Source organism: Xanthomarina sp. F1114 (assembly GCF_026410255.1).
In the GTDB taxonomy this organism is placed as follows: domain Bacteria; phylum Bacteroidota; class Bacteroidia; order Flavobacteriales; family Flavobacteriaceae; genus Xanthomarina.
Map to the genome: position 1 here is coordinate 39,811 of NZ_JAPMLL010000010.1, position 23,320 is coordinate 63,130.

Genomic DNA, 23,320 nt, shown 5'->3' on the forward strand with positions numbered 1-23,320 from the left:
GAAAATCTAAATTTAAAGTTCTTTTCTTTCAAAAAAAATTTATGACTGTATTTTTATAAAATAAATCGTTCACAATGTAAGGGAATCCTATTTCTAAAACACGACATTTTCTTAGAATTTTGATTCTAGAGACTATAATTTATGGCAATAACATTTTTAGTTAAATGGATTACTTATATTTAATCGCTAAACGAATTTTCATTGAATTTCTCAAAATACATAAACAAACAATCTGGGTTTCTAGCTGTCTATATTATAACCTTTATGATCTTAATTTTTCATGAAGCTATTCATACTCCAGACACTTTCAGCTATTTACATGCTAATATTTACAGATCTCCTGGCTATGTGATTTTTGTCAAACTATTTCAAGTTGTTTTTAAAGATTATTTCGATTTTTTTACGGTAGGTTTTCAGCTTCTCTTCGGACTTTTCGCTACACACCTTGTATTGACAAAAGTTTCAAAAGCACTCAACTTGCATATTATAAGTGAATTCATTTTCCTGGCCATTTTAATTTTTCCTTTTTTTGCTCCCCTATATATTGCAAATAATATTTGTTCTGAAGGTTTGAGTTATCCGCTTTATCTTTTATTTATTGCATTTACCGCAGATTTCTTTACAGATTATAATCAAAACTCATTTCGATTACTATCGGCTACCTTCATCTTATTGGCTTTAACTCGCGGACAATTTATAGTGCTACCAATTATAATAGCCGTTATTTATATAATTAAAATTAAAAAATTAGCTCTTAGAAGATACCATCTTAAAAATATTGGTTTGCTGTTTTTAATTCCTGTTCTTATTATTTTAATGGATAAAAGCTATCACAAATTAAAAGACGGGCTTTTTGTTTCAACTCCTTTTACTAATATATGTTTATCTGGAGCTGCATTTTATGTAAGTGATGCTTCAGATATAGAATCTATAGAAAATAAAGACGATAAGATTATTTTTAAAGACTGTTATGGTTTTTTAGAGGAAAACAACTGGTTATTATCAAGTAAAAAAAGAGATTCTTATACAGAATATTATAAGCATTTTCACAACAACTTAGGTAATATATGCAACTATACAGTACACGATCGAGGTACTGAATATTATCTAAATCAAGGTTTTGATATAAGAGAAGCCAGAGTAGGAATTGAAAATAGTAGTGGAGATATTGTAAAGGTTTTAATAAAGAATAATTTCAGTAAATGGATAAAACTATATTACAGCAATCTAGTTCATGGATTTAAATCGGAATTACTCATGTTTTTTATACTACTTGTTTTTATTTTTAGTGGCATAAAATTCTTGTTTTCAAGGAATAATTATATGCTCTATTTATTTTTATTTTCATCTTTAATACTATCTAACGCCTTGATTGTTGCTTTGGCAGGTCATTCCATTATGAGGTATTTATTCTATAATTATTCTTTGTTTTTCTTAATACTAATCATTCTTTTAAAATTACTCAAGCATGAAAAAAAAGCCTGAATTATCAATCGTTATGCCTTGCTTAAATGAAGCTGAGACTCTAGAAGTTTGCATTTCTAAAGCAAAACGTTTTTTAGTTAAGAATCAGGTTAATGGTGAAATTATTATTGCTGACAATGGTAGCACCGATGGCTCTCAACAGATAGCGGAAGCATTAGGAGCTAAAGTTATTCCTGTAAAAGAAAAGGGTTATGGAAGTGCTTTACGAGGAGGAATTGAAGCTGCATCGGGAACTTATATAATTATGGCAGATGCTGACGATAGTTATAACTTTGAAGCGCTCTCTCCTTTTTTAAAAGAACTTAGAGCCGGAAACGACTTAGTTATGGGAAACAGGTTTAAAGGAGGTGTAGAAAAAGGTGCTATGCCGCTCTTACACAAATACTTAGGTAATCCTGTTTTATCTTTTTTAGGGCGTTTGTTCTATAGAATAGATATTGGCGATTTTCATTGTGGCTTAAGAGGTTTTAGCAAAGAAGCCTATTACAAAATGGATTTAAAAACAACCGGAATGGAGTTTGCTTCAGAGATGATTGTAAAATCTAAATTGAATAATCTAAAAATAGTTGAAGTTCCAACAACCCTAAAACCAGATGGAAGAACTAGAGCTCCACATCTTAATACATGGAGAGATGGCTGGAGACATTTAAGATTCTTACTTTTATACAGTCCGCAATGGCTATTCTTAATTCCAGGTATATTTTTAATCTTAGTTGGATTTATTTCTTCTGTACTCATTATAAGTCATCCAATTAGTTTTAATACAATTCAATTAGACGTCCATACCTTACTTTACACCTCAAGTGCTGTACTTATTGGTTTTCAGTTTATCGTATTTTATGCGTTGACTAAAATTTATGCCGTAGAAAATAATTTACTACCTAAAAGTACGCGTTACAATAAGCTATTTAAGTATTTAAACCTTGAAACAGGTTTAGTTATTGGAGCTCTTTTTCTAATTCTTGGATTAGTACTAAGTTATTTCGGACTCGATATTTGGAGGCATTCGAATTTTGGTGAACTAAACCCTTCTGAAACCTTAAGAATTATTATCCCTGCAGTATTTACCATACTTCTAGGAATGCAAATAATTTTCTTTAGTTTGTTTTTTAGTATTCTTGGATTAAAGAACACAAATAAATAACCATTAATTCTTTTTAAGAACTAAATAATAAAGATTAATTAGCGCTATAGCACCATTAGAGATAATAATTGGCCAAGAAGTTTGCAACATAAAACCATAAATTACAAAAAGAATACATCCAATGGTATTAATAATTCTTAGTTTTCTTACATCCTTCATAGTGAAGGAGATTAATAATCCTGCCATGGCTGCATACCCAACCCATTCTGTTAGAGGAATTCCAAAAAAATCCATATAATAACTGTTTATTTAAGTCGAAAAAAGAGGAATCCGTTTATAGGATTCCTCTTTTTAATATATTAATTGAACTATTTAAATTAAATAGTTTTATTTCTTTTACGTTCTACTTCTGTCAATAAAATTTTACGTAAACGTATGTGATTTGGTGTTACTTCAACATACTCATCTTTTTGAATATATTCTAAAGCCTCTTCCAACGAGAACTTAATAGCTGGTACAATTTTAGCTTTATCGTCTGCACCAGAACTACGTACGTTACTCATCTTTTTAGTTTTAGTAACGTTTACAGTCATATCATCTCCACGAGAGTTTTCACCAATTACTTGACCTTCATAGATGTCTTCACCTGGATCTACAAAAAACTTACCTCTATCTTGTAATTTATCAATAGAATAAGGAATAGCTTGCCCCTTTTCCATAGAAACTAAAGATCCATTCTGACGTTCTGGAATACCTCCTTTTAAAGGTTGGTACTCTTTAAATCTATGTGCCATAATAGCTTCTCCGGCAGTAGCTGTTAACAGTTGATTACGCAAACCAATAATCCCTCTAGATGGAACTAAAAATTCACAAACCATTCTGTCTCCTTTAGCCTCCATGCTTAGCATTTCACCTTTACGCATAGTCACCATTTCAATTGCTTTTCCAGAAACTTCTTCTGGTAAATCGATGGTCATCTCTTCCACTGGTTCACATTTAACTCCGTCAATTTCTTTAATAATTACTTGTGGTTGACCAATTTGTAATTCGTAACCTTCACGACGCATAGTTTCAATTAAAACCGATAAGTGTAATACACCACGACCAAAAACCATAAACTTATCAGCACTATCGGTTTCATTAACACGTAAGGCTAAATTCTTTTCTAGTTCTTTGTTTAAACGGTCTTTTATATGTCTAGAAGTTACAAACTTTCCGTCTTTTCCAAAGAAGGGCGAATCGTTAATAGTAAACAACATACTCATTGTAGGCTCATCTATTGCTATAGTTTTTAAACCTTCAGGATTTTCAAAATCGGCAACGGTATCACCAATTTCAAAACCTTCCAATCCAACAATAGCACATATATCTCCAGGTTGAACTTCTTCAACCTTCTTACGTCCTACTCCTTCAAAAACATGAAGTTCTTTAATCCTATTTTTTACAATACTTCCATCTCTTTTTACCAAAGAAATGTTTTGTCCTACTTTTAATTCGCCACGAGTTAACCTACCAATAGCAATACGTCCTGTAAAAGAAGAAAAGTCTAAAGATGTAATTAACATTTGCGTATTTCCTTCTGGAATTTTTGGAGAAGGAATATGTTCGATAACCATATCTAATAATGGTTCGATATTTTCAGTTTGATTTTTCCAATCATCACTCATCCAGTTGTTCTTAGCAGAACCATATACCGCTGGAAAGTCTAATTGCCATTCTTCAGCACCAAGTTCAAACATTAAGTCAAATACAGCCTCGTGTACATCGTCTGGCGTACAGTTTTCTTTATCAACTTTATTAATAACCACACATGGCTTTAAACCTAAATCAATAGCTTTTTGTAATACAAAACGTGTTTGAGGCATAGGACCTTCAAAAGCGTCAACTATCAATAAAACACCGTCGGCCATATTCAATACACGTTCAACTTCACCTCCAAAATCGGCGTGACCAGGTGTATCAATTATATTTATTTTAGTGTCTTTATAAATTACAGACACGTTCTTAGAGGTAATTGTTATTCCTCTTTCTCGTTCTAAATCGTTGTTATCTAGAATTAAATCGCCAGTATTCTCGTTTTCACGGAATAATTGACAATGGTACATGATTTTATCAACCATAGTAGTTTTACCGTGATCGACGTGGGCAATAATTGCAATGTTTTTAATGTTAGCCATATAGGTGCTTTATTTTGAGCGTGCAAAGTTACGTTTTATTTTTTTAGCACAACTGTTTTATTCTTATTAATAGTTAATTAAATGTTATAGTTCCCTATGTATAAAGTATCAGTTTGTACCTTTCGTTTATAATGTTATTAATTTTTAGCAAAAGGCATTGCTCAGCAAATTACCAAACTTAATAGCATTAATTACCTTGGTTTGATTTAGATAATAAAATCGCTTATAACATGAAACTCCTGATTAACAAATATACAAAATTCATTCCTTACCTATATTTTATAGCTGCTGTAGCATATTGGTTTTCAAGCGTTAACAAAATAGAAGGAGTAACTGCCTACCCGATTCTATTATTTGGGATCCCATTTGTTTGGCAACTAATAAAACCCAGCAAACAATTAAACTTTTCTTTGGGGATTATTTTTGTTTGCTTATCTTCTTATATGATTCTAGCGTATTTAATGAACTCCCTTAATATCATTTCTTTTTCCGAAACCATCCAAGACTTCCTTATTCTTAGTGGCGTATTTGTTTTTGGCAACTTTTTAATGTCGCTTTGGATGATAAGAAATAGTATGAAAAAAGCATTCTAAATATGTATCTTTGCAGTCTAAATTTAAGTAGATATGACTCTCAACGAAGTACCTAAAATAAAGTTTACTAATTCCAATAATTTTTTTCTACTTGCCGGACCATGTGCCATTGAAGGAGAAGATATGGCTATGCGTATAGCCGAAAAAATTATAACTATTACTGATAAACTCGAAATTCCGTTTATTTTTAAAGGTAGTTTTAAAAAAGCAAACAGAAGCAGAATTGATAGTTTTACGGGTATTGGAGATGAAAAAGCGCTTAAAATTCTTCAAAAAGTTTCTAATACATTTAGCGTACCAACGGTAACAGATATTCATGAGGTTTCTGATGCTGCAATGGCTGCCCAATATGTAGATGTTCTACAAATTCCCGCTTTTTTAGTGCGCCAGACAGATTTAGTTGTTGCTGCTGCAAAAACAGGGAAAGTTGTCAACCTGAAAAAAGGACAATTTATGAGTCCCGAATCCATGAAACATGCAGCGCAAAAAGTATTGGATGCTGGAAATAATAAAGTTTGGATTACAGATAGAGGCACCATGTTTGGCTATCAAGATATGATTGTCGATTTCCGTGGTATTCCTACCATGCGCCAATATGCACCCACTATATTAGACGTAACCCATTCTTTACAACAACCTAATCAAAGTGCTGGAGTTACAGGTGGTAGACCAGATATGATTGAAACCATTGCTAGAGCTGGAATTGTAAACAATGTTGATGGTCTTTTTATTGAAACACATTTCGATCCGGCACATGCTAAAAGCGACGGTGCTAATATGTTACACCTAGATAATTTAGAGAAGCTATTATCTAATTTAGTGGCTATTAGAAAAACCGTTCAAAGCTTATAATAAATATAGCTGTAATAGTCATGTCTTATTACCTTCTTATAGGATAATTATCCCTATTTTTGCAAACCGAAAAAAGAACTAGCTGCAGTTTTTCTGTTATACGTATTTTCTCTAAAAACAAATAACAGCAAAACTGTTGCTTTTTTTTGCTCGGATGTTAAGGAACCGACAACCTTGACGTCTAACACTAGAACTAAATATAAAGTAACTAACTAATGACAGTAAACTTGTCTAAAACGTTAATGATATTACTCTTTAACGTTTTAAGCTGGAGCGTCTTTGCCCAAAAAGATTCCACATCGCTTTACACTTCGCATAATAAAGGTAAATTATTCTTAAGCTGGGGAGGTAATAGAGAAGCTTTTACAAAATCTGATATCACATTTAAAGGTGATAACTACAAATTTACATTACAGAATGTTAAAGCCCACGACAAAGGAAAAGGTTGGCATATAGATTATATAAACCCTAAACGCCTAACCATTCCACAAACCAATTTTAAAGTAGGCTATTTTATTACAGACAATTATTATTTAGCTTTTGGTCTTGATCATATGAAATATGTTATGACCAAAAACCAATATGTAAATATAAATGGATATATCGATTTACCAAGTGACGAACCTGGTTCTATATATAATGGTGTTTATCAAAATGAAGAAATTCAAATGACAGAAGATTTCCTGATGTTTGAACACACAGATGGGCTAAACTATCTGTATTTAGAGTTTGGTAGATTTGATGACATATCATCAATTTTTGGAATTACTAATACAGATAAGTTTCAAGTAAATATTACTGAAGGAATTGGCTTTGGAGCTCTATACCCAAAAACAAACACTACCCTAATGCACAAAGATCGTTACGACGAATTTCATTTGGCTGGCTATGGTATGTCTTTAAACGTAGGACTAAACCTTACTTTTTTCAAGCATTTTTATATTCAAGGAGATGTAACAGGTGGATATATTAATATGCCGGATATTAGAACAACAAGAAATCCTAACGACAGAGCTTCTCAGCACTTTATGTTTATTGAATCTGTTATTTCATTCGGAGCCATTTTTAAAGTTTAATTGGTTATAACTTGACGCTTGGCTTTAGTCATAAAACCTCCTGTCGCGAATACTATAAGCTCCGTTTACAAGATCTTTAAGAATACTTTCATCAATTTCCTCTAGACTTTTATAACGCAAAGATTTCATCTTTTTTCGTCCCGCTAAAGTTAAATGTTCGGTATGAACGGTTAATTTTCTACCATTCCAAAAAACGACATCGACATAATCTTTACTATGGTTTAAATAGCAAAGTGGTCGTGTTCCCACATAAAAAAATGGCAAACGCCATTTGTAAAGTAAATTAGCATCAGATACTTCCTGCTGAATAACACGTTGTAAATAAATTAACATGGACTGGAATGGCTCTGGCTGATTTAATATGTATTCTTCGGCTGGTTTCATTAAATGCTATCTTAGTCCTCTCTATTCTTCTCCTGGATCTTTTTAACAATAGTTGCTGCAGTATTTCTAGGCATTATACGAGGCAAAGTAGCTAATAGCTTGTTAAACCTTCCTGGAATAGCATATACTTTCCCCTTATTCATAGCTTTATAACCATAGGCAGCAACATCTTTAGAGCTAGCCATATTGAAAGTTATTTTATTATTAGATGAACTACTGGAAACCACTTGCTGAAAGGATGTTTTTGTAGGTCCAGGACATAAGGCTGTAACTGTAACTCCCGTGTCTTTTAATTCGCACGCAATGGCTTCCGAAAAAGATAAAATATACCCCTTAGTCGCGTAGTATAAAGACATTAGTGGCCCTGGCTGAAAAGCTGCCAAAGAAGATAAATTCAAAATCTTTCCGGAATCTCTAGCAATCATACCTTTAAGCACTAGTTTTGTTAGTTGAGTCGTGGTCATAACATGTAAATTGAGCATCTGCTCCTCACGTTTCCAATCGGTTTCCAGAAAGGTACCGAATAAACCAAAACCAGCATTATTAACTAACACATCTATTTCTAAACCATTTAATTCGGCCATAATTTTCTCAGAAATATTGACTTGACTTAAATCCTTAGTTAAAATTTGAACGCCAACCGAGTAATCAGATTCAATTTGTTGTTTCGCTTCCTTAAGTTTTTCTGCTTCAATATCTATTAAAACTAGATTATGAGCATCTTTAGCCAGTAAAAGTGCTAACTCAAGACCTAAACCAGAAGCTCCCCCTGTAACCAATGCGGTTTTACTCATCCAAATTATTTTGAGATTTACTTTCCATCTACATAATCTTGTAAATAAGAGAACCTATCTGTAAGTATTCCGTTTTCCGTAGTAATTCTTGCTCTTTTTAAAATTCCACGTTCATCTCCATTAAAGAAAGCAGGAATTACGTGCTCTAAAAACATTTCTCCAAAACCTTCACTAGCATCCTTAGGTAATTCGCATGGTAAATTATCTACTGCCATTACTGTTATGGAACCTTTAGTATTAAATGGCACTTCACTTTCCGCTTTTGCATCATAGCCATAAAATGGATCAGCTATAGTGGAAGCTCTTAAGGTAGAAGCTACAGGCCCATCGACATCACAACTAATATCTGCTACCAAATTAATTCTAAAATCAGCGTGTTTAGCATCTTCCCTGGTAAACAAATAAGGTGCATTATTGCCATAAAAATGACCAGCAATAAAATAATCTGTCACCTTAGCATAAGGCATAAAATTACTTTTATATCCAGTTGGATCTTTATAAAACTCTTGTTTTCTTCCCACCTTACCGTCTATACGTACGTTATATTCCATAACATCTGCCATACAGTATACTGGCTCAGAGAATTTAGAAGTTAAATACAAGGCGTCGCTCACCTCCTTTATTTTTAAATGGTCTAGAATTTCTTTAGCTCCTTGAGCAACTTTTCCTGTTCCTGTTAGAACTATTTTAATATTTGGAATTGTAATTTTATCTAACTCTGCCTTTACTTCATTTAAGTCTGCCAAAGTTTCCACTTTAGGTAAGTTAAACAAACCATCTCTTAAACCTAAAGCTCTAAACCCATTGTAAGCCCCTACCAAACCAGCATAACGACCAAAGCCTATTAATCGTGAATTACTTTTTTTAACAATACTCTCGTGATCGTACATTTCAATCTTTTTGTCAAGCATGGCTTGAAGCAATTTCCTATTATAAGGTTGCTTTTTGATAGTATGTGAGAAGTAAAAATACTTTTTATTTGAAATTAAATTGTCAATAGGAACTTCTTTTACCCCAAGCATTACGTCGCAATCACTAACATCGTCTGTCACTTCAAAACCCAAAGCCTTATAGGCCGAATCAGGAAAAACACGAATATCGCTGGCTTCTACTTTAAAGCTTGCCTCCGGGAATTGACTTCTTACTTCTGCAAGTTTTTCTGGTGAAAAAACCACACGTCTATCTGGTGGATTTTTGCGTTCTTTTATAAGGGCAAATTTAATGTTCATTGATAAAAAAAATTTAAATTGATACTATATTGTTTCCTTGGGAAATATCTCGAGGAGACAATAGATTTTGGTATAGAATTTGCACGAAAATACATGGATTTATGAAGTTGCACAACTTTTTTTTTGTAACTTCGCTTTCCTTTTAAAAAAGTTCTTTATAATAAAGAAAATTAGATAGAAGGTACTTACAAAACTTTCTAAGTATTGGAACGGGATAAGCTTATAATAAGAGAACTTATTTTTTTATTTAATTAACAAAATCCCTGTTGTAATAAAAATATTGGGGTCGACTGGTTTTGACAGCGAGATTAATTAGATAGTAAGCACGTCGTGTAATGACTTTGAGACACGTAAAAGGCTAGGTCACACTTTTAAACGGCGAGAATAACTACGCTTTAGCTGCCTAATCTGAATTATAGTAAGATTGGCCTAGGTACACAAGGTGTACAAGCTAAATGTCTCCTGAAAGCCTTGATTAACGGCGTTCGAATAGAGGCATCGTAAATGTTAATATAGAAAGTAGAACGCTTCGGTTTACTTTTGAAACTAAAGAAGATAAGTTGCAAGTGGGTTGTCTTTAACCAGCTTGTAATCGAAAAACCAAGAAAAGAATAAACGTGTAGAAAGCTCTTTGATTACTTGTTTGGACGAGAGTTCGATTCTCTCCGACTCCACATTTAACCCTTGTATGCACCAGCATACAAGGGTTTGTTTTTTTAGGTAACAAATTAGGTGTCAGTTTTATAAATCTTACTTCATTAGTCTAAACCTTTAACTATTGAATAAGTACTTAAGTATGCTATAACAAAAAGCCTCTAAAACAGAATATGTTTTAGAGGCTTTTTGTTTAAGATTTGTAAAACTCTAATTAGCTTGTATTTGCTTTGAGTTTTTTAGTTCAAGAAGCTCTTGTTGTATTTCTTTACTTCGTTCAATAAATCTATCAAGTTTTTGACGTCGCTTTTCGGAGCGCTCTTTTCGACGAGCATTATAAGCCATTTCTAAATGACGTTTTTTCTCCCAAATTTCTTTTCGCTTTTTGTCCTCTAAAATTACAGTTCGATAAGAATACGCGTAAATAGCGAGAAACATAAGGCCAATAATTGCTAAAATAAGATAACCGTTCATAATGATAATAAGTTTTAGTTAATAAATGATACTACCTACGCTTTATGAATGAAAATTTGGGGCCTTATTCTTTAAATACGTAATTACTTAAACATACAACAAATTATCAACGAACTACAAAAGAACGGACTAAGGTCAAGTTTATTAGACGAACGTACATTATTAACACATAAAATATTAAAAAACAAACAAATATTTAAAAATTAACATAATATCTTAGACTTTTATCAGCCGCCTTATTATTATTATTTCTTTTTCGGTTAAAGGTTTATTCTTTAAGGAACGAAACAATTTTGAGAGCTTCCTACTACTTTCCAAAGAGACCACCTCTGCACTAAAATCTATTTGCTTGAGAAGTTCCCGTAAATTAAAAAGAGCCTCCAATAAGTCTTTATTTTTTTCAGGTTTCTGAATTAATTCTTGCTCTAAAAACAATAATTTGGCTTGAATCATAACTATTTACACCTTAGTTTAATTGAAGGAGTTTGGATTTTTATTATCAAAACGCTTCTTAATGATTTTATTTTCATCCATAATCCTATTCAACTCATTAAGACAACTTATAACAGCATCTATAGTCGCCAAACTACTAATACTTTCCTCGAAGGCTTGAGCTACAATTAATTTATTTTCTTCCCGCCTTATATGTTCAAGATTAAACAGCTTATCATCGTCTCCTTCACTTGTAGTTTTTACCATTTTATAGTTTTACAGTTTATTGAAGCAAATGTAAAACCTAAGCAGTTTCTATGGTATGACATATCATGTCATTAAATTAAAAAAACCTATTTTTACATAGATAAAGAAAAAAGTTCTATGAAAAAATACACATCTTTAGGTGCTTTATTTATAGATTTTAGAAGCTATAAAAATATGTCTCAGGCCGAATTGGCTGGTAAATTTGATGTGGATATTAGAACCATAATTAGATGGGAAAAGAATGAAACCCTACTAAAACCAGATAAGGAAGAGGCTATGGTAGATATAACTTTTATTCCGTATCAGGTAATTAGAAATCTAAATGCCCCTGTATCTATTCCTACTTTTTACGATTTTAATGTAAGAAGATACTCTTTAAGCACAATGTCTAAAGAACTACCGGATCCAAATTGGATTTTAGACCTAAAAACCTCAACCAATAGATTACGAACAATAAAATATGATTCAGATTTAAATGAAATTATTCGCTCTACTTTAATACAAGCGCATATTTTAAAACCTATTTCTAAAGAATTAATTCTGAAGGCCACACAATTGCTCCCTGAATTAAATAAGATTATTTTTGATAGCTCTGGATTCTATTCGGGACATACCGTATTTCTACCAATTTCTAAGAGATTTTATAATAAAATTAAAAAAAGAGAGCTAAGCGAAGAAGATATTACAATAAACGATTTAGTTGATTATAAGAAACAGAAGACCCCCGTTTTTTATGCTTATGATATTAACACGGATTGTAATGAGAATTTTATGCTGTTAACTGCAGAGATATTTAATTTCTTTAAAAGAATAAATAGAGACTATTTATATGCTTCTTATGCATCCAGAAATGACAGTTTCGACTTAAATTCGATTATAGGTGTTCGAATAATTTGGGAAGATAAAGAGCTGCAAAAAGAACTTAAGAGCTTAGCTCCGCCTAGACTTTATGAAAGCGATTACGAAACGATTAAAACATTTATCGATAAACACTTTTTTCACTAGTTATTAGTTTCCAATCCTTGATGTTTCCATTGAGTTATTCCTCCTTTTAAATCGTAAACTTTAACAAAACCAGCTTCTACTAATTTTTCAGAACAAGCAGCACTTCGTCTACCTGATTTACAATATAAAATAACAGGCTTGGATTTATCTAATTTTAAAATATCTTCTTCAAAAGTATCGGAGTAAAAATTGATGTTTTGAGCATTTGTTATATGACCATCATTAAACTCTTCAGGCGTTCTTACATCTATTAATTGAACCTCTTCTAAATCTAATATATCTTGCATTTCTTCTGCTGTAACAACTTTTATTTGCTCGCTTCTAGTTTCTTTACAACTAAAAAATGTAATTAAAAATAAAGAGAATATTAAGACGTGTTTCATTATATAAATTTTTTAAAATTGAAAGCTTAAGAACATCATGCAAGTTTATTCACAGGTTGTTTCACCTTCCCATTCACTAATTCCACCTAACAGGTTATAAGTGTTTTTAAAACCTAATTGTCCCATAATAGCACAAGCTTGAGCACTTCTTCCTCCAGAACGGCAATAGATGTAATAGTTCTTACTTTTATCTAAACACTCTACCTTGTCAATAAATTCTTGTCCAAGATAGATATCTATACAGATGGAATTTGGAATTTTTCCTTCCTCTAATTCTTCTTCTGTTCTAACATCTAAAATTTGAGCGTTTTGATCTTTAGATAACTGCTCTTGCCATTTGTCTTGCGTTAAATCTGCCATAAAACTTGTATTATTTTTTTTGCAAAAATACCAATTCTTATTCAATTAAAACCAATAAAACCCTTTAGAATTGCTGTTCAATATATAGATAGAATTATATTTTTATAGTACAGCCTACAGCCCTGGTATGCGTCTCTTTTATAGGCTGATCTTCCAATAAAGCATCTACAGCATTTTCAACATATTTCTGATTTACAGAGTCTGGATGTTGGTAGTTATCATCAATGGCACCAATATATTTTACTTGGTTTCCCTTTTTCGCTTTTTGTAAGACATAGACATGTGGCGTTTTGGCTGCTCCGTATTTTGGGTAAATATGCTGGCCTTTATCCATTAAATAAGGAAACGTAAATCCTTTTGCTTTAGCCCTAGCCTGCATAGCTTCCATAGAATCACCTGGACTAGCTGCTGGATTATTTGTCATAATAGCTATTACAGGATAACCTTTAGAGACATACTTTTTATTTAGAGCATTAATCCTATCTTCATATGCCACAGAAAAAGGGCAAGTATTACAGGTAAATACAATTATAAACCCCTTGGACTGACTGTAATCTGATAATGAAACCATTTTTCCATCAACATTTTCTAGACTAAAATCTGTTGCAATATCCCCTACTTTATAACCACTTTGAGCCATGGAAATAACTGACATGAATAATGCAATAACCGTAAATATCTTTAATTTATACATAATAATTATTTTAAAAATTGATTAATTTCGTGTTCTAATTCGGCGTAAGTAAAAGCCTTCTCAAAAAACACACGTTCTTCTTTATTAAAAATTAAAGTGGCAGGAATAGCACCAGACCAACTTTTATCTACTTTTGGAATCCAGGTATTAGAATCCATATCGTTTAATACTACAACTTTAGATTCTAAATTATTCTCCGCTATAAATGGCTTTAATTTAGTTTCATATACATGTGGAAAATCTAAACTCACCAAGATAACTTCTACGTTCTTATCGGAATATTTTTTATTTAAAGTTTCAAAGTAAGGCAGTTCCTTAATACAGGGCGCACACCAGGTAGCCCAAAAATTAACAATATAAGTCTTATCTGTGTTAGTACTTAAGTATTTTTCCAAACCCTTAAAATCCACAATCTCTAAGTCCGATTTTTGCACCTCTGTACTCGCAGACTCATGTGCTTTTACTTCTCTTTCATTTTTACATGAAATCAACGAAAACACCAATAAAATCAATAAATACCTCATGGCATAAAATTAGGAATCACTTTTCAAGAAAATCTAACTTTAACAAAATATTAAACAGATTTCCACTAAAATAAGAAAAATTATAGGCATCGGTTCCTTTCATTTCAATTTAAATAAAAATTATTAAATTTTTATTTGATAAGCTCATTATCATTTCTATCTTTGACTTCTTAGAAAATTACAAATGAATCTATTTTTAAATAATACTTGGTGGTGGAACTTTCGAAACGCAAACTTCGTGAAGTAACTCCATTGTATATTTTAAACTCAAAATAACAAGGCTTGTCATTCACGACAAGCCTTTTTTTTGTTTAAATTAATTAGAAATTTTCACTTAATGCTTGTCAGATAGCAAGTGCAGAAAAAAACAATAACAATTAGTATGAAGACATTTAGTTTATACACACATTATAAAAAAATACTTGCAGATACCATGACGCCTGTCAGCATTTATCTTAAAATACGGGATAAATTCCCCAATAGTATTCTATTAGAAAGTAGCGATTACCGTGTAAACCACAACAGCTTTTCGTATATCTGTTGCAATCCAATTGCCTCTATAGAAGTAAAAGACGAAGTAATTACTCAAACCTTTCCTGATGGGAGTATTTTTAAAAGCAAAATAGATAAAAACACACATGTTCCAGATCTGCTCCATAAATTTACAAAACGTTTTAAAATACAATCTGACAAGAATTTCAAATTTATAAATAATGGCATTTTCGGATATATAGCTTACGATGCCGTTCGATATTTTGAAGATATTAGTATTTCAAAAAAGGAAAACAACCTTCGCATTCCAGACATTTATTATACTGTTTATCAAAACATTATTGCCATAGATCATTTTAAAAATGAAGCCTATATATTTGCTCATTGTTTTAATGCTGAAAATAATATAGACACCTTACTTCAACTTATAAAGTCTAAAAACTTTGCCGCTTTCAGTTTTTCAGCACAAGGTAAAACCAAATCAAACCTTAGCGATAATGAATACAAAGAGCAAGTTGATCTTGCAAAAAAACACTGTGCTCGTGGCGATGTATTTCAATTAGTGCTTTCAAAAAAATTCTCTCAAGACTTTAAGGGCGACGACTTTAATGTGTATCGGGCGCTACGCAGTATCAATCCCTCACCTTATCTCTTTTATTTCGATTATGGGAATTTCAAAATCTTTGGAAGCTCTCCAGAAGCACAATTGGTTATTAATAAGAATAAAGCTGAAATTCACCCAATTGCAGGAACTTTTAAACGCACTGGAAACGATGAAAAAGATGCTGAATTAGCAAAAAAACTAGCATCGGATAATAAGGAAAATGCCGAACACGTCATGTTGGTCGATTTAGCGAGAAACGATTTAAGTAGAAACGGAAGTGAGGTGGAAGTACAGAAATACAGAGAAGTTCAATTTTTTTCGCACGTCATACATTTAGTGAGTAAAGTAGTTGGTACTGTACATAAAAACACAAAAACCATGCAAGTTGTAGCAGACACATTTCCAGCGGGGACTTTAAGTGGTGCTCCCAAATATAAAGCGATGCAGCTTATTGAAAAATACGAAAAAACCAATAGAGGCTTTTATGGTGGAGCCATTGGTTTTATGGATTTTGAAGGAAATTTTAATCACGCCATAATGATTAGAACCTTTTTAAGCAAAGATCATCAATTACATTGGCAGGCTGGAGCTGGTTTGGTGTCAAAATCAAATCCTGAAGACGAACTACAGGAAGTTTATAATAAATTAGGAGCCTTAACAAAAGCTATTGAAATTGCGGAGGAGATATAAATTCCTGCGAAGGCAGGAACCTCGTGAATGATAACTATTTTAAATTTGAAAATTAACAAATCTCAAATCTTAGCTTATTATTCAAAAAATAAATATTAACAAAAAGATTCCCACTTTCGTGGGAAATGACTATGAAAAACATATTAGTTATTGATAATTACGACAGTTTTACCTACAACCTGGTTCACTACTTAGAAGATTTAGCGTGTAAAGTAACCGTAAAAAGAAACAACCAACTTCATTTAGATGATGTTGAAGCATTTGACAAAATTATACTATCTCCAGGTCCAGGGATTCCAGACGAAGCTGGTCTGCTAAAACCAATTATTAAAAAGTATGCTGCCACAAAAAGTATTTTAGGTGTTTGCCTAGGACAGCAAGCTATAGCCGAGGTATTTGGTGGCAAACTAATCAATTTAGAAACAGTATTTCATGGCGTAGCAACAAAAGTTACAACATGTGTTACAGATGAAGTTTTATTTAATGGCTTGGACAAATCATTTCAAGTTGGAAGATATCACTCGTGGGTAGTAGACACCAATCTCCCAAAAGAATTAGAAGCAACCTCTTTTGATGACAATGGACAAATTATGTCTTTAAGACATAAGTTTTACGATGTAAAAGGCGTTCAATATCACCCAGAGTCCGTTTTAACACCACATGGAAAACAAATATTAGCAAATTGGTTACAAATTCCTGAAAAAGCAGGAATCCTATAAACAAAAACAATCATTTAACACCAATTAAAAAACGTCTGCTATGGCAGGATTAATATGAAACAAATTTTAAACAGCCTCCAAAATCAAGAGCGTATTTCTAGGGAAGACGCTAAACAAGTTTTGGTAAATATCTCTAAAGGGAACTATAACCAAAGCCAAATGGCATCTTTTCTAACTGTTTTTATGATGAGAAGTATTACTATTGAAGAACTTTCTGGGTTTAGAGACGCCCTTTTAGAATTGTGTATTCCAGTAGATCTAGAGGCATACAACACAATCGATTTATGTGGTACTGGCGGGGATGGCAAAGACACGTTTAATATTTCAACCTTGGCCTCGTTTGTAACAGCTGGAACGGGTATAAACGTAACCAAACACGGAAATTATGGCGTATCATCGACCTGTGGGTCTTCCAATATTTTAGAGTATTTAGGTGTAAAGTTTACAACAAACACAGATATTCTAAAACGCTGTTTAGACAAAGCTGGCTTTTGTATTTTACATGCACCGTTATTTCACCCAGCCATGAAAAATGTGGCTCCAATTAGACGAGAACTTGGAATGAAAACATTCTTTAATATGCTCGGGCCTATGGTAAACCCTTCGTTTCCTAAACATCAACTGGTTGGTGTTTTCAATTTAGAATTACTGCGTATGTACGGTTATTTATATCAAAATACAGATACAAATTACACCATTCTCCACGCTTTAGATGGATATGACGAAATTTCTCTAACAGGACCAACAAAAGTTATTCAAAACAATTCCGAATTTATAATAAGTCCTGAAGATTTTGATGTAGAACCGTTAGAACAAGAAGCAATTCATGGCGGAAATTCTGTAGCAACTTCAGCAAAAATATTTACTCATATATTAAACGGTCAAGGTACAGAAGCCCAAAACAATGTAGTCTGTGCCAATGCTGCTATGGCAATTGCAACAGTTACAAAAAAGCCTCTAGCAGACAGTTTTAATTTAGCAAAAGAGTCTTTGGAAAGCGGGAAAGCTCTAAATAGTTTTAAACAATTAGTAGATATAAGCAATAAAACATGAACATTTTAGACAAAATAATAACAGACAAACGTCAAGAACTCATCTTAAAAAAAGAGATCTTCACTGTAAAAATGCTTGAACAGATTCCTTTTTTTGAGAGAAACACCTTTTCCTTAACCCGGAAATTACAAAATAGCCATTCTGGAATTATTGCCGAATTTAAAAGGTGCTCCCCTTCAAAGTCCATGATAAATAATACGGCCTTAGTAGAAGATATAGCCATTGGTTATGAAAATGCAGGGGTTTGTGGTATCTCCGTTTTAACCGATGAAATATATTTTGGAGGCACATTAGACGATTTAATAACTGCCAGACAAAATTGCAATTTACCCATTCTTAGAAAAGAATTTATAATAGACGAACTTCAAATTATTGAAGCCAAAGCCTTTGGTGCAGACGTCATTTTATTAATTGCCGCCATCCTGACAAAAGCTGAAATAAAAAGATTTTCAGAATTAGCAAAAAGCCTGAATTTAGAAGTGCTTTTGGAAGTTCATAACGAAGAAGAACTACATAAATCTCTTATGCCTAGCCTTGATATGATTGGTATTAATAACAGAGATTTAAAGACCTTTGAAGTGAGTCTTGAAACCAGCAAAACCTTAAGCAAACTTATACCAAACAATTTTCTAAAAGTATCAGAAAGTGGCATTAGTTCTGTTGAAGCTATTACAGACTTGCAGGCTTATGGCTATCAAGGTTTTTTAATAGGTGAGAATTTTATGAAGACTGAGAATCCTGGAAAAAGTGCCAAAGAATTCATAAAAAACATAGACAGATGAAGCTAAAAGTTTGCGGTATGAAATACCCTAAAAACATCCAAGAGGTTGCAAGTTTAGAGCCTGATTATCTAGGTTTTATTTTCTATGAAAAATCGTCACGGTTTTTTGAAAACGAACACTCTATAATACCAAAACAAATAAAGAAAGTTGGTGTTTTTGTAAATGCCGAAGTTTTTGATATTGTAGAAAAAGTAATAAGACACAAATTAAATATTATTCAACTACATGGCAAGGAAGACGAACTTTATGTATTGCGTTTAAATATGGCTTTAAGGCTATTGTCTCCAAATGTACTTGTTTGGAAAGTATTTGCTATGGAAGATCATTTCGACTTCAACAAGCTAAAACCTTTTGAAAATAAGGTCGATAAATTCCTTTTCGATACTAAAGGGAATAATCCAGGAGGAAATGGATATACTTTTAATTGGAAAACTTTAAATATTTACCCTTTTACAAAACCATTTATTTTAAGTGGAGGCATAGGCTTAAACGAATTGGAAAACTTAAAGACATTTTTTAAAAAACCAGTTTCCAAGTATTGCTATGCCATTGATGTTAATAGTAAATTTGAAACATCTCCAGGACTAAAAGACATTGAAAAGTTAAAAACATTTATAACGCAATTATGAGCTACAATATAAACACAAAAGGTTATTATGGAGATTTTGGAGGTGCTTATATTCCAGAAATGCTCTATCCAAATGTAGAAGAATTAAGGCAGAATTATTTAAAAATTATGTCGGATTCAGAATTCCAAAAAGAATTCCATCAGCTATTAAAGGATTATGTTGGCCGGCCATCTCCCCTCTATTTTGCCAAACGCCTTTCCGAAAAATATGAGACGAACATCTATTTAAAACGCGAAGACCTAAACCACACAGGAGCTCATAAAATTAATAATACCATAGGTCAAATTCTTATGGCAAAACGCTTAGGAAAACATCGTATTATCGCCGAAACCGGAGCAGGACAACATGGGGTAGCCACAGCTACTGTTTGTGCTTTAATGGGTTTAGAATGTATTATTTATATGGGAGAAATTGATATTGCTAGACAAGCTCCAAATGTAGCACGAATGAAAATGCTTGGTGCAACAGTAATTCCGGCAAAATCAGGAAGTAAAACTCTAAAAGACGCAACTAACGAGGCTATAAGAGACTGGATTAACAATCCAATAAACACACATTATATTATAGGTTCTGTGGTTGGGCCTCATCCCTATCCAGACATGGTTGCTAGGTTTCAAGCTATAGTTTCAGAAGAAATTCAATGGCAATTAAAAGAACAAACGGGGAAAACAAAACCAGACTACATAATAGCTTGTGTTGGCGGTGGTAGTAATGCGGCCGGAGCTTACTACCATTTTTTAGACAATACAGATGTTAAATTAATTGCCGTAGAAGCTGCTGGAAAAGGCATTCATTCTGGAGAAAGTGCTGCTACCTCTGTATTAGGAAAAGAAGGCATTATCCATGGTAGTAAAACACTTTTAATGCAAACAACCGATGGACAAATTACGGAGCCCTACTCCATTTCGGCAGGACTTGATTATCCCGGAGTTGGACCTATGCATGCACATTTGTATAAGTCAGGTCGTGCAGAATTTCTATCAATTACAGATAATGAAGCTATGAACGCAGGATTAGAGCTTTGTCAATTAGAAGGAATTATTCCCGCTATAGAAAGCTCTCATGCCTTAGCCACCTTTAAAAAGAAACAATTTAAACCAAACAATGTTGTTGTGCTAAGTCTATCTGGCCGTGGCGATAAAGATTTAGAAACCTATATCAATCATTTTAAATTATAGCATCATGGCGTTACCACAAGGGTCAGGCTTTCGGCAGTCGCTCTTTGCAAGGAGCTCCAACAACTGCCTCAATCCTTAACGCAGAAGAAAATCTAGGAAGTTGTTTTTTTACTTCAGACTTGATAATTAAGAAATAAAAGACACGCATTTAAGCAATAAAAAATGAATAGAATTAATAAAAAACTACTGGAAAACAAAAAACTACTTTCTATATATTTCACAGCAGGTTACCCCAGTCTAGATAATACAGTTTCTATTATAGAAGGTTTAGAAAAAAACGGTGTAGATATATTAGAAATTGGACTACCATTTAGCGATCCACTTGCCGATGGCCCAACCATTCAAGCGAGCTCCACTCAAGCTCTAAACAACGGAATGACGACCAAAGTTCTTTTTACCCAACTTAAAGACATTAGAAAAACTGTTTCTATTCCTCTAATTATCATGGGATATTTTAATCCAATCTTACAGTATGGCGTAGAAGCCTTTTGTAAAAAATGTCAGGAAGTTGGCATCGACGGACTTATTATTCCAGATTTACCTGTCGATGTTTATCACGATGAGTATCAAGAGATTTTTGAAAAACACAAACTCATCAATATATTTTTAATCACACCTCAAACAAGTGAAAAACGCATAAGATATATCGATTCTATTTCCAACGGGTTTATCTATATGGTAAGTAGCTCTAGTGTTACTGGAAGTCAATCAGGTTTTGGCGAAGCACAAACTCAATACTTTAAACGCATTGCTAATTTAAAGCTTAAAAATCCTCAAATAGTTGGTTTTGGAATTTCAGATAAAACAACTTTTAACCAAGCCACACAATTTGCAAAAGGTGCCATTATTGGAAGTGCATTTATTAAATATGTATCAGAATTTGGTGTAAATAATCTCAAAAGGTTTATAAACACTATAAAAGATTAGCCAAAACAAAGACAATTTTAATATCTTTATGGTTTCTAATCAACCTTAAACCCTAATGAAAAAGTTCACATCAATCCTATTATTAGCTCTTGTTTTCTTTACATCTTGTAAAGAAAAAAGCAAACAAGAAAACACTACTAATATAAGCAAAGCTACTGTGTATTACGGAGGCGATATTTTAACCATGGAAGGTGAAAAACCTGAATATGCGGAAGCTTTAGTTGTTCGAGACGGTAAAATAGAATTTGTTGGCGATTCTAATAAAGCTATGGAAATTGCTGGTGCAGGTCACAAAATGATTGACTTGCAAGGAAAAACACTTTTACCAGGATTAATAGATGGACACACACACTTTTCTATGTTTTCCACCCAAGCAATTGGAGCTCAAATTCTACCTCCACCAGATGCTGAGGCCAAAGACATTCCTACACTTATCAATATTTTAAAAGAGTGGAATACACCTGAAAACAGAGAACTGACAGGATGGATTTTTGGAATGGGGTTTGACGACTCGGTTCTTGAGGAAAAACGATTTCCTACCAAACACGATCTAGATCAGGTTTCAACTGAATTTCCAATTATAATTGTTCATATTTCTGGACATTTTGCAGTTGTTAATTCAAAGGGCTTGGAAATGCTTAACATCACTTCTGAAACTAAAGACCCTGAAGGCGGTTTAATTAGACGCGAAAAAAACAACGAGCCTAATGGTGTTTTAGAAGAATTGGCAGCCATCCCATATATGATGAAAACTTTAATTCCAACAAATAAAGAAGCTGCGGATAAGTTTTTTGAAGCTGGACAAAAAATGGCTGTTTCTTATGGTTATACAACAGCTCAAGATGGTAGAGTAATGCAAAACCACGAAGATTTAGTCTCATTAGCAAAAGCAGATAAATTAAAAATAGATGTTGTTAGCTATATAGACTATCTATTTGTAGATGAATTTATGGATTCTGAATGGAATAGTAAATCTTATATAAACCATTATAGAATTGGCGGAATGAAGGTAACCTTAGATGGGTCGCCACAAGGTAGAACAGCCTGGAGAACACAACCCTATTTAATTCCACCAGATGGAGCAAAAAAAGATTATTTAGGCTATCCTGCTATTCCAGAAGACAGTGTATTATCTAATATTTACGAAAAAGCTTTTAAAAATAATTGGCAAATTTTAACCCATGCTAATGGAGATGCTGCAATGGATCAAATGATTCGAACCATGAAGCCTCTTACAGAAAAATATGGTAATAAAGATAGACGTAACGTCTTAATACATGGGCAATATGTACGAGATGACCAATTAGATTCCTATAAAGAAATGGACGTTATTGCCTCACTTTATCCCCTGCACACATTTTATTGGGGAGATTGGCACAAAAAAATTATTGGAGATAGTTTAGGTAATAAAATTAGCCCTACAAGAACAGCTCTAAACAAAGGTTTAAAACTTACCATACATACAGATGCTCCTGTAGCTTTACCCAATCTTATGCGCGTTGTTTGGATTGCTGTTGAAAGGACTTCTCGTTCCGGAGTAATTATTGGAGAAGAAGAAAGATTAACTCCTTACGAAGCTTTAAAAGCTATTACCATTTGGTCTGCTTATCAGCATTTTGAAGAAGACACAAAAGGCTCTTTAAAAGCTGGCAAACTTGCAGATTTAGTTATTCTAGACAAAAACCCTCTAAAAGTGACTCCTTCAGAGATAAAAGATATTGTTGTTTTAGAAACAATTAAAGAAGGAAATACAGTGTACAATTCTAATTAAAATTAAAT

25 protein-coding genes and 1 other RNA gene are annotated in these 23,320 nt (G+C 32.9%); 15 read left to right on the forward strand and 11 right to left on the reverse strand.

Going from position 1 to position 23,320, the window contains the following annotated elements; translation table 11 throughout:
- Positions 1-264 precede the first annotated feature (264 nt).
- Together OS188_RS09495 and OS188_RS09500 are read left to right on the forward strand one after the other, a co-directional pair.
- The gene (locus OS188_RS09495; protein WP_267148603.1) at positions 265-1,485 is read left to right on the forward strand and encodes a hypothetical protein; all 1,221 of its coding nucleotides are present in this window, start codon (positions 265-267) and stop codon (positions 1,483-1,485) included.
- Positions 1,469-2,629, forward strand: coding sequence for a glycosyltransferase family 2 protein (locus OS188_RS09500; RefSeq protein WP_267148604.1), 1,161 nt, complete (start codon positions 1,469-1,471; stop codon positions 2,627-2,629). The genes OS188_RS09495 and OS188_RS09500 overlap by 17 nt, the downstream gene beginning before the upstream one ends.
- A gap of 3 nt (positions 2,630-2,632) precedes the next feature.
- Here the strand turns inward: OS188_RS09500 and OS188_RS09505 are convergent, their stop codons facing one another.
- The gene (locus OS188_RS09505) at positions 2,633-2,863 is read right to left on the reverse strand and encodes a uroporphyrinogen decarboxylase (protein ID WP_267148605.1); all 231 of its coding nucleotides are present in this window, start codon (positions 2,861-2,863) and stop codon (positions 2,633-2,635) included.
- Between the two features lie 83 nt (positions 2,864-2,946).
- Entirely contained in the window at positions 2,947-4,746 is a 1,800-nt protein-coding gene (gene typA / locus OS188_RS09510; protein ID WP_267148606.1) for a translational GTPase TypA, read from the reverse strand.
- Positions 4,747-4,976: 230 nt separating this feature from the next.
- Between typA and OS188_RS09515 the strand changes: the two genes are divergently transcribed.
- The 3 genes from OS188_RS09515 (at position 4,977) to OS188_RS09525 (ending at position 7,267) form a co-directional block, all read left to right on the forward strand.
- Complete coding sequence (locus tag OS188_RS09515) at positions 4,977-5,339, forward strand: hypothetical protein (protein ID WP_267148607.1); 363 nt, start codon at positions 4,977-4,979, stop codon at positions 5,337-5,339.
- 33 nt (positions 5,340-5,372) lie between these two features.
- Positions 5,373-6,191, forward strand: a complete 819-nt coding sequence (gene kdsA, locus OS188_RS09520) for a 3-deoxy-8-phosphooctulonate synthase (protein ID WP_267148608.1) — start codon at positions 5,373-5,375, stop codon at positions 6,189-6,191.
- A 242-nt stretch (positions 6,192-6,433) separates the two neighbouring features.
- On the forward strand, positions 6,434-7,267 hold the full coding sequence (locus tag OS188_RS09525) for a hypothetical protein (protein WP_267148609.1): 834 nt from the start codon (positions 6,434-6,436) through the stop codon (positions 7,265-7,267).
- Positions 7,268-7,291: 24 nt separating this feature from the next.
- Here OS188_RS09525 and OS188_RS09530 read toward each other — a convergent pair whose 3' ends face one another.
- Genes OS188_RS09530 through OS188_RS09540 form a run of 3 tightly spaced genes read right to left on the reverse strand, consistent with a single transcriptional unit; the run spans position 7,292 to position 9,668 of the window.
- A complete protein-coding gene (locus OS188_RS09530) occupies positions 7,292-7,651 on the reverse strand; it encodes a DUF1801 domain-containing protein (RefSeq protein WP_267148610.1) in 360 nt (119 codons plus the stop codon).
- Positions 7,652-7,662: 11 nt separating this feature from the next.
- Positions 7,663-8,445, reverse strand: coding sequence for an SDR family NAD(P)-dependent oxidoreductase (locus OS188_RS09535; RefSeq protein WP_267148611.1), 783 nt, complete (start codon positions 8,443-8,445; stop codon positions 7,663-7,665).
- A gap of 17 nt (positions 8,446-8,462) precedes the next feature.
- Entirely contained in the window at positions 8,463-9,668 is a 1,206-nt protein-coding gene (locus OS188_RS09540) for an NAD(P)-dependent oxidoreductase (protein WP_267148705.1), read from the reverse strand.
- A gap of 288 nt (positions 9,669-9,956) precedes the next feature.
- Here OS188_RS09540 and ssrA point away from each other — a divergent pair.
- Positions 9,957-10,351, forward strand: a transfer-messenger RNA (tmRNA) gene (gene ssrA / locus OS188_RS09545).
- A gap of 187 nt (positions 10,352-10,538) precedes the next feature.
- Here ssrA and OS188_RS09550 read toward each other — a convergent pair.
- Both OS188_RS09550 and OS188_RS09555 read right to left on the reverse strand, forming a co-directional pair.
- Positions 10,539-10,802: a hypothetical protein gene (locus OS188_RS09550; protein ID WP_267148612.1), complete on the reverse strand. Its 264-nt coding sequence runs from the start codon at positions 10,800-10,802 to the stop codon at positions 10,539-10,541.
- A 471-nt stretch (positions 10,803-11,273) separates the two neighbouring features.
- A complete protein-coding gene (locus OS188_RS09555; RefSeq protein ID WP_267148613.1) occupies positions 11,274-11,501 on the reverse strand; it encodes a hypothetical protein in 228 nt (75 codons plus the stop codon).
- Positions 11,502-11,618: 117 nt separating this feature from the next.
- On the opposite strand from OS188_RS09555, the gene OS188_RS09560 reads away from it, so the two are divergent.
- Entirely contained in the window at positions 11,619-12,506 is an 888-nt protein-coding gene (locus OS188_RS09560) for a helix-turn-helix domain-containing protein (RefSeq protein ID WP_267148614.1), read from the forward strand.
- Here OS188_RS09560 and OS188_RS09565 read toward each other — a convergent pair.
- The 4 genes from OS188_RS09565 to OS188_RS09580 all read right to left on the reverse strand — a co-directional run bounded on the left by OS188_RS09565 (position 12,503) and on the right by OS188_RS09580 (position 14,467).
- Positions 12,503-12,889 (reverse strand): rhodanese-like domain-containing protein, encoded by a 387-nt coding sequence (locus OS188_RS09565; RefSeq protein WP_267148615.1) that lies wholly within the window; start codon positions 12,887-12,889, stop codon positions 12,503-12,505. The genes OS188_RS09560 and OS188_RS09565 overlap by 4 nt on opposite strands.
- A gap of 45 nt (positions 12,890-12,934) precedes the next feature.
- The gene (locus tag OS188_RS09570; RefSeq protein ID WP_267148616.1) at positions 12,935-13,249 is read right to left on the reverse strand and encodes a rhodanese-like domain-containing protein; all 315 of its coding nucleotides are present in this window, start codon (positions 13,247-13,249) and stop codon (positions 12,935-12,937) included.
- A gap of 94 nt (positions 13,250-13,343) precedes the next feature.
- Positions 13,344-13,943: a thioredoxin family protein gene (locus OS188_RS09575; protein ID WP_267148617.1), complete on the reverse strand. Its 600-nt coding sequence runs from the start codon at positions 13,941-13,943 to the stop codon at positions 13,344-13,346.
- Positions 13,944-13,948: 5 nt separating this feature from the next.
- A complete protein-coding gene (locus tag OS188_RS09580) occupies positions 13,949-14,467 on the reverse strand; it encodes a TlpA family protein disulfide reductase (RefSeq protein WP_267148618.1) in 519 nt (172 codons plus the stop codon).
- 382 nt (positions 14,468-14,849) lie between these two features.
- Between OS188_RS09580 and OS188_RS09585 the strand changes: the two genes are divergently transcribed.
- From OS188_RS09585 to OS188_RS09620, 8 genes are all read left to right on the forward strand, one after another.
- On the forward strand, positions 14,850-16,253 hold the full coding sequence (locus tag OS188_RS09585) for an anthranilate synthase component I family protein (protein WP_267148619.1): 1,404 nt from the start codon (positions 14,850-14,852) through the stop codon (positions 16,251-16,253).
- 131 nt (positions 16,254-16,384) lie between these two features.
- A complete protein-coding gene (locus OS188_RS09590; protein ID WP_267148620.1) occupies positions 16,385-16,972 on the forward strand; it encodes an anthranilate synthase component II in 588 nt (195 codons plus the stop codon).
- A gap of 54 nt (positions 16,973-17,026) precedes the next feature.
- On the forward strand, positions 17,027-18,025 hold the full coding sequence (gene trpD, locus OS188_RS09595) for an anthranilate phosphoribosyltransferase (RefSeq protein ID WP_267148621.1): 999 nt from the start codon (positions 17,027-17,029) through the stop codon (positions 18,023-18,025).
- Positions 18,022-18,807 carry an indole-3-glycerol phosphate synthase TrpC gene (trpC, locus tag OS188_RS09600; protein WP_267148622.1) on the forward strand — a complete coding sequence of 262 codons (786 nt, stop codon included), beginning with the start codon at positions 18,022-18,024 and terminating at the stop codon, positions 18,805-18,807. Before trpD ends, trpC begins: the two co-directional genes overlap by 4 nt.
- On the forward strand, positions 18,804-19,436 hold the full coding sequence (locus OS188_RS09605) for a phosphoribosylanthranilate isomerase (protein WP_267148623.1): 633 nt from the start codon (positions 18,804-18,806) through the stop codon (positions 19,434-19,436). Before trpC ends, OS188_RS09605 begins: the two co-directional genes overlap by 4 nt.
- Complete coding sequence (gene trpB, locus OS188_RS09610) at positions 19,433-20,614, forward strand: tryptophan synthase subunit beta (protein WP_267148624.1); 1,182 nt, start codon at positions 19,433-19,435, stop codon at positions 20,612-20,614. Before OS188_RS09605 ends, trpB begins: the two co-directional genes overlap by 4 nt.
- 162 nt (positions 20,615-20,776) lie before the next feature.
- On the forward strand, positions 20,777-21,541 hold the full coding sequence (trpA, locus tag OS188_RS09615; RefSeq protein ID WP_267148625.1) for a tryptophan synthase subunit alpha: 765 nt from the start codon (positions 20,777-20,779) through the stop codon (positions 21,539-21,541).
- 55 nt (positions 21,542-21,596) lie between these two features.
- Positions 21,597-23,312: a metal-dependent bile salt hydrolase gene (locus OS188_RS09620; RefSeq protein WP_267148626.1), complete on the forward strand. Its 1,716-nt coding sequence runs from the start codon at positions 21,597-21,599 to the stop codon at positions 23,310-23,312.
- Positions 23,313-23,320 lie beyond the last annotated feature (8 nt).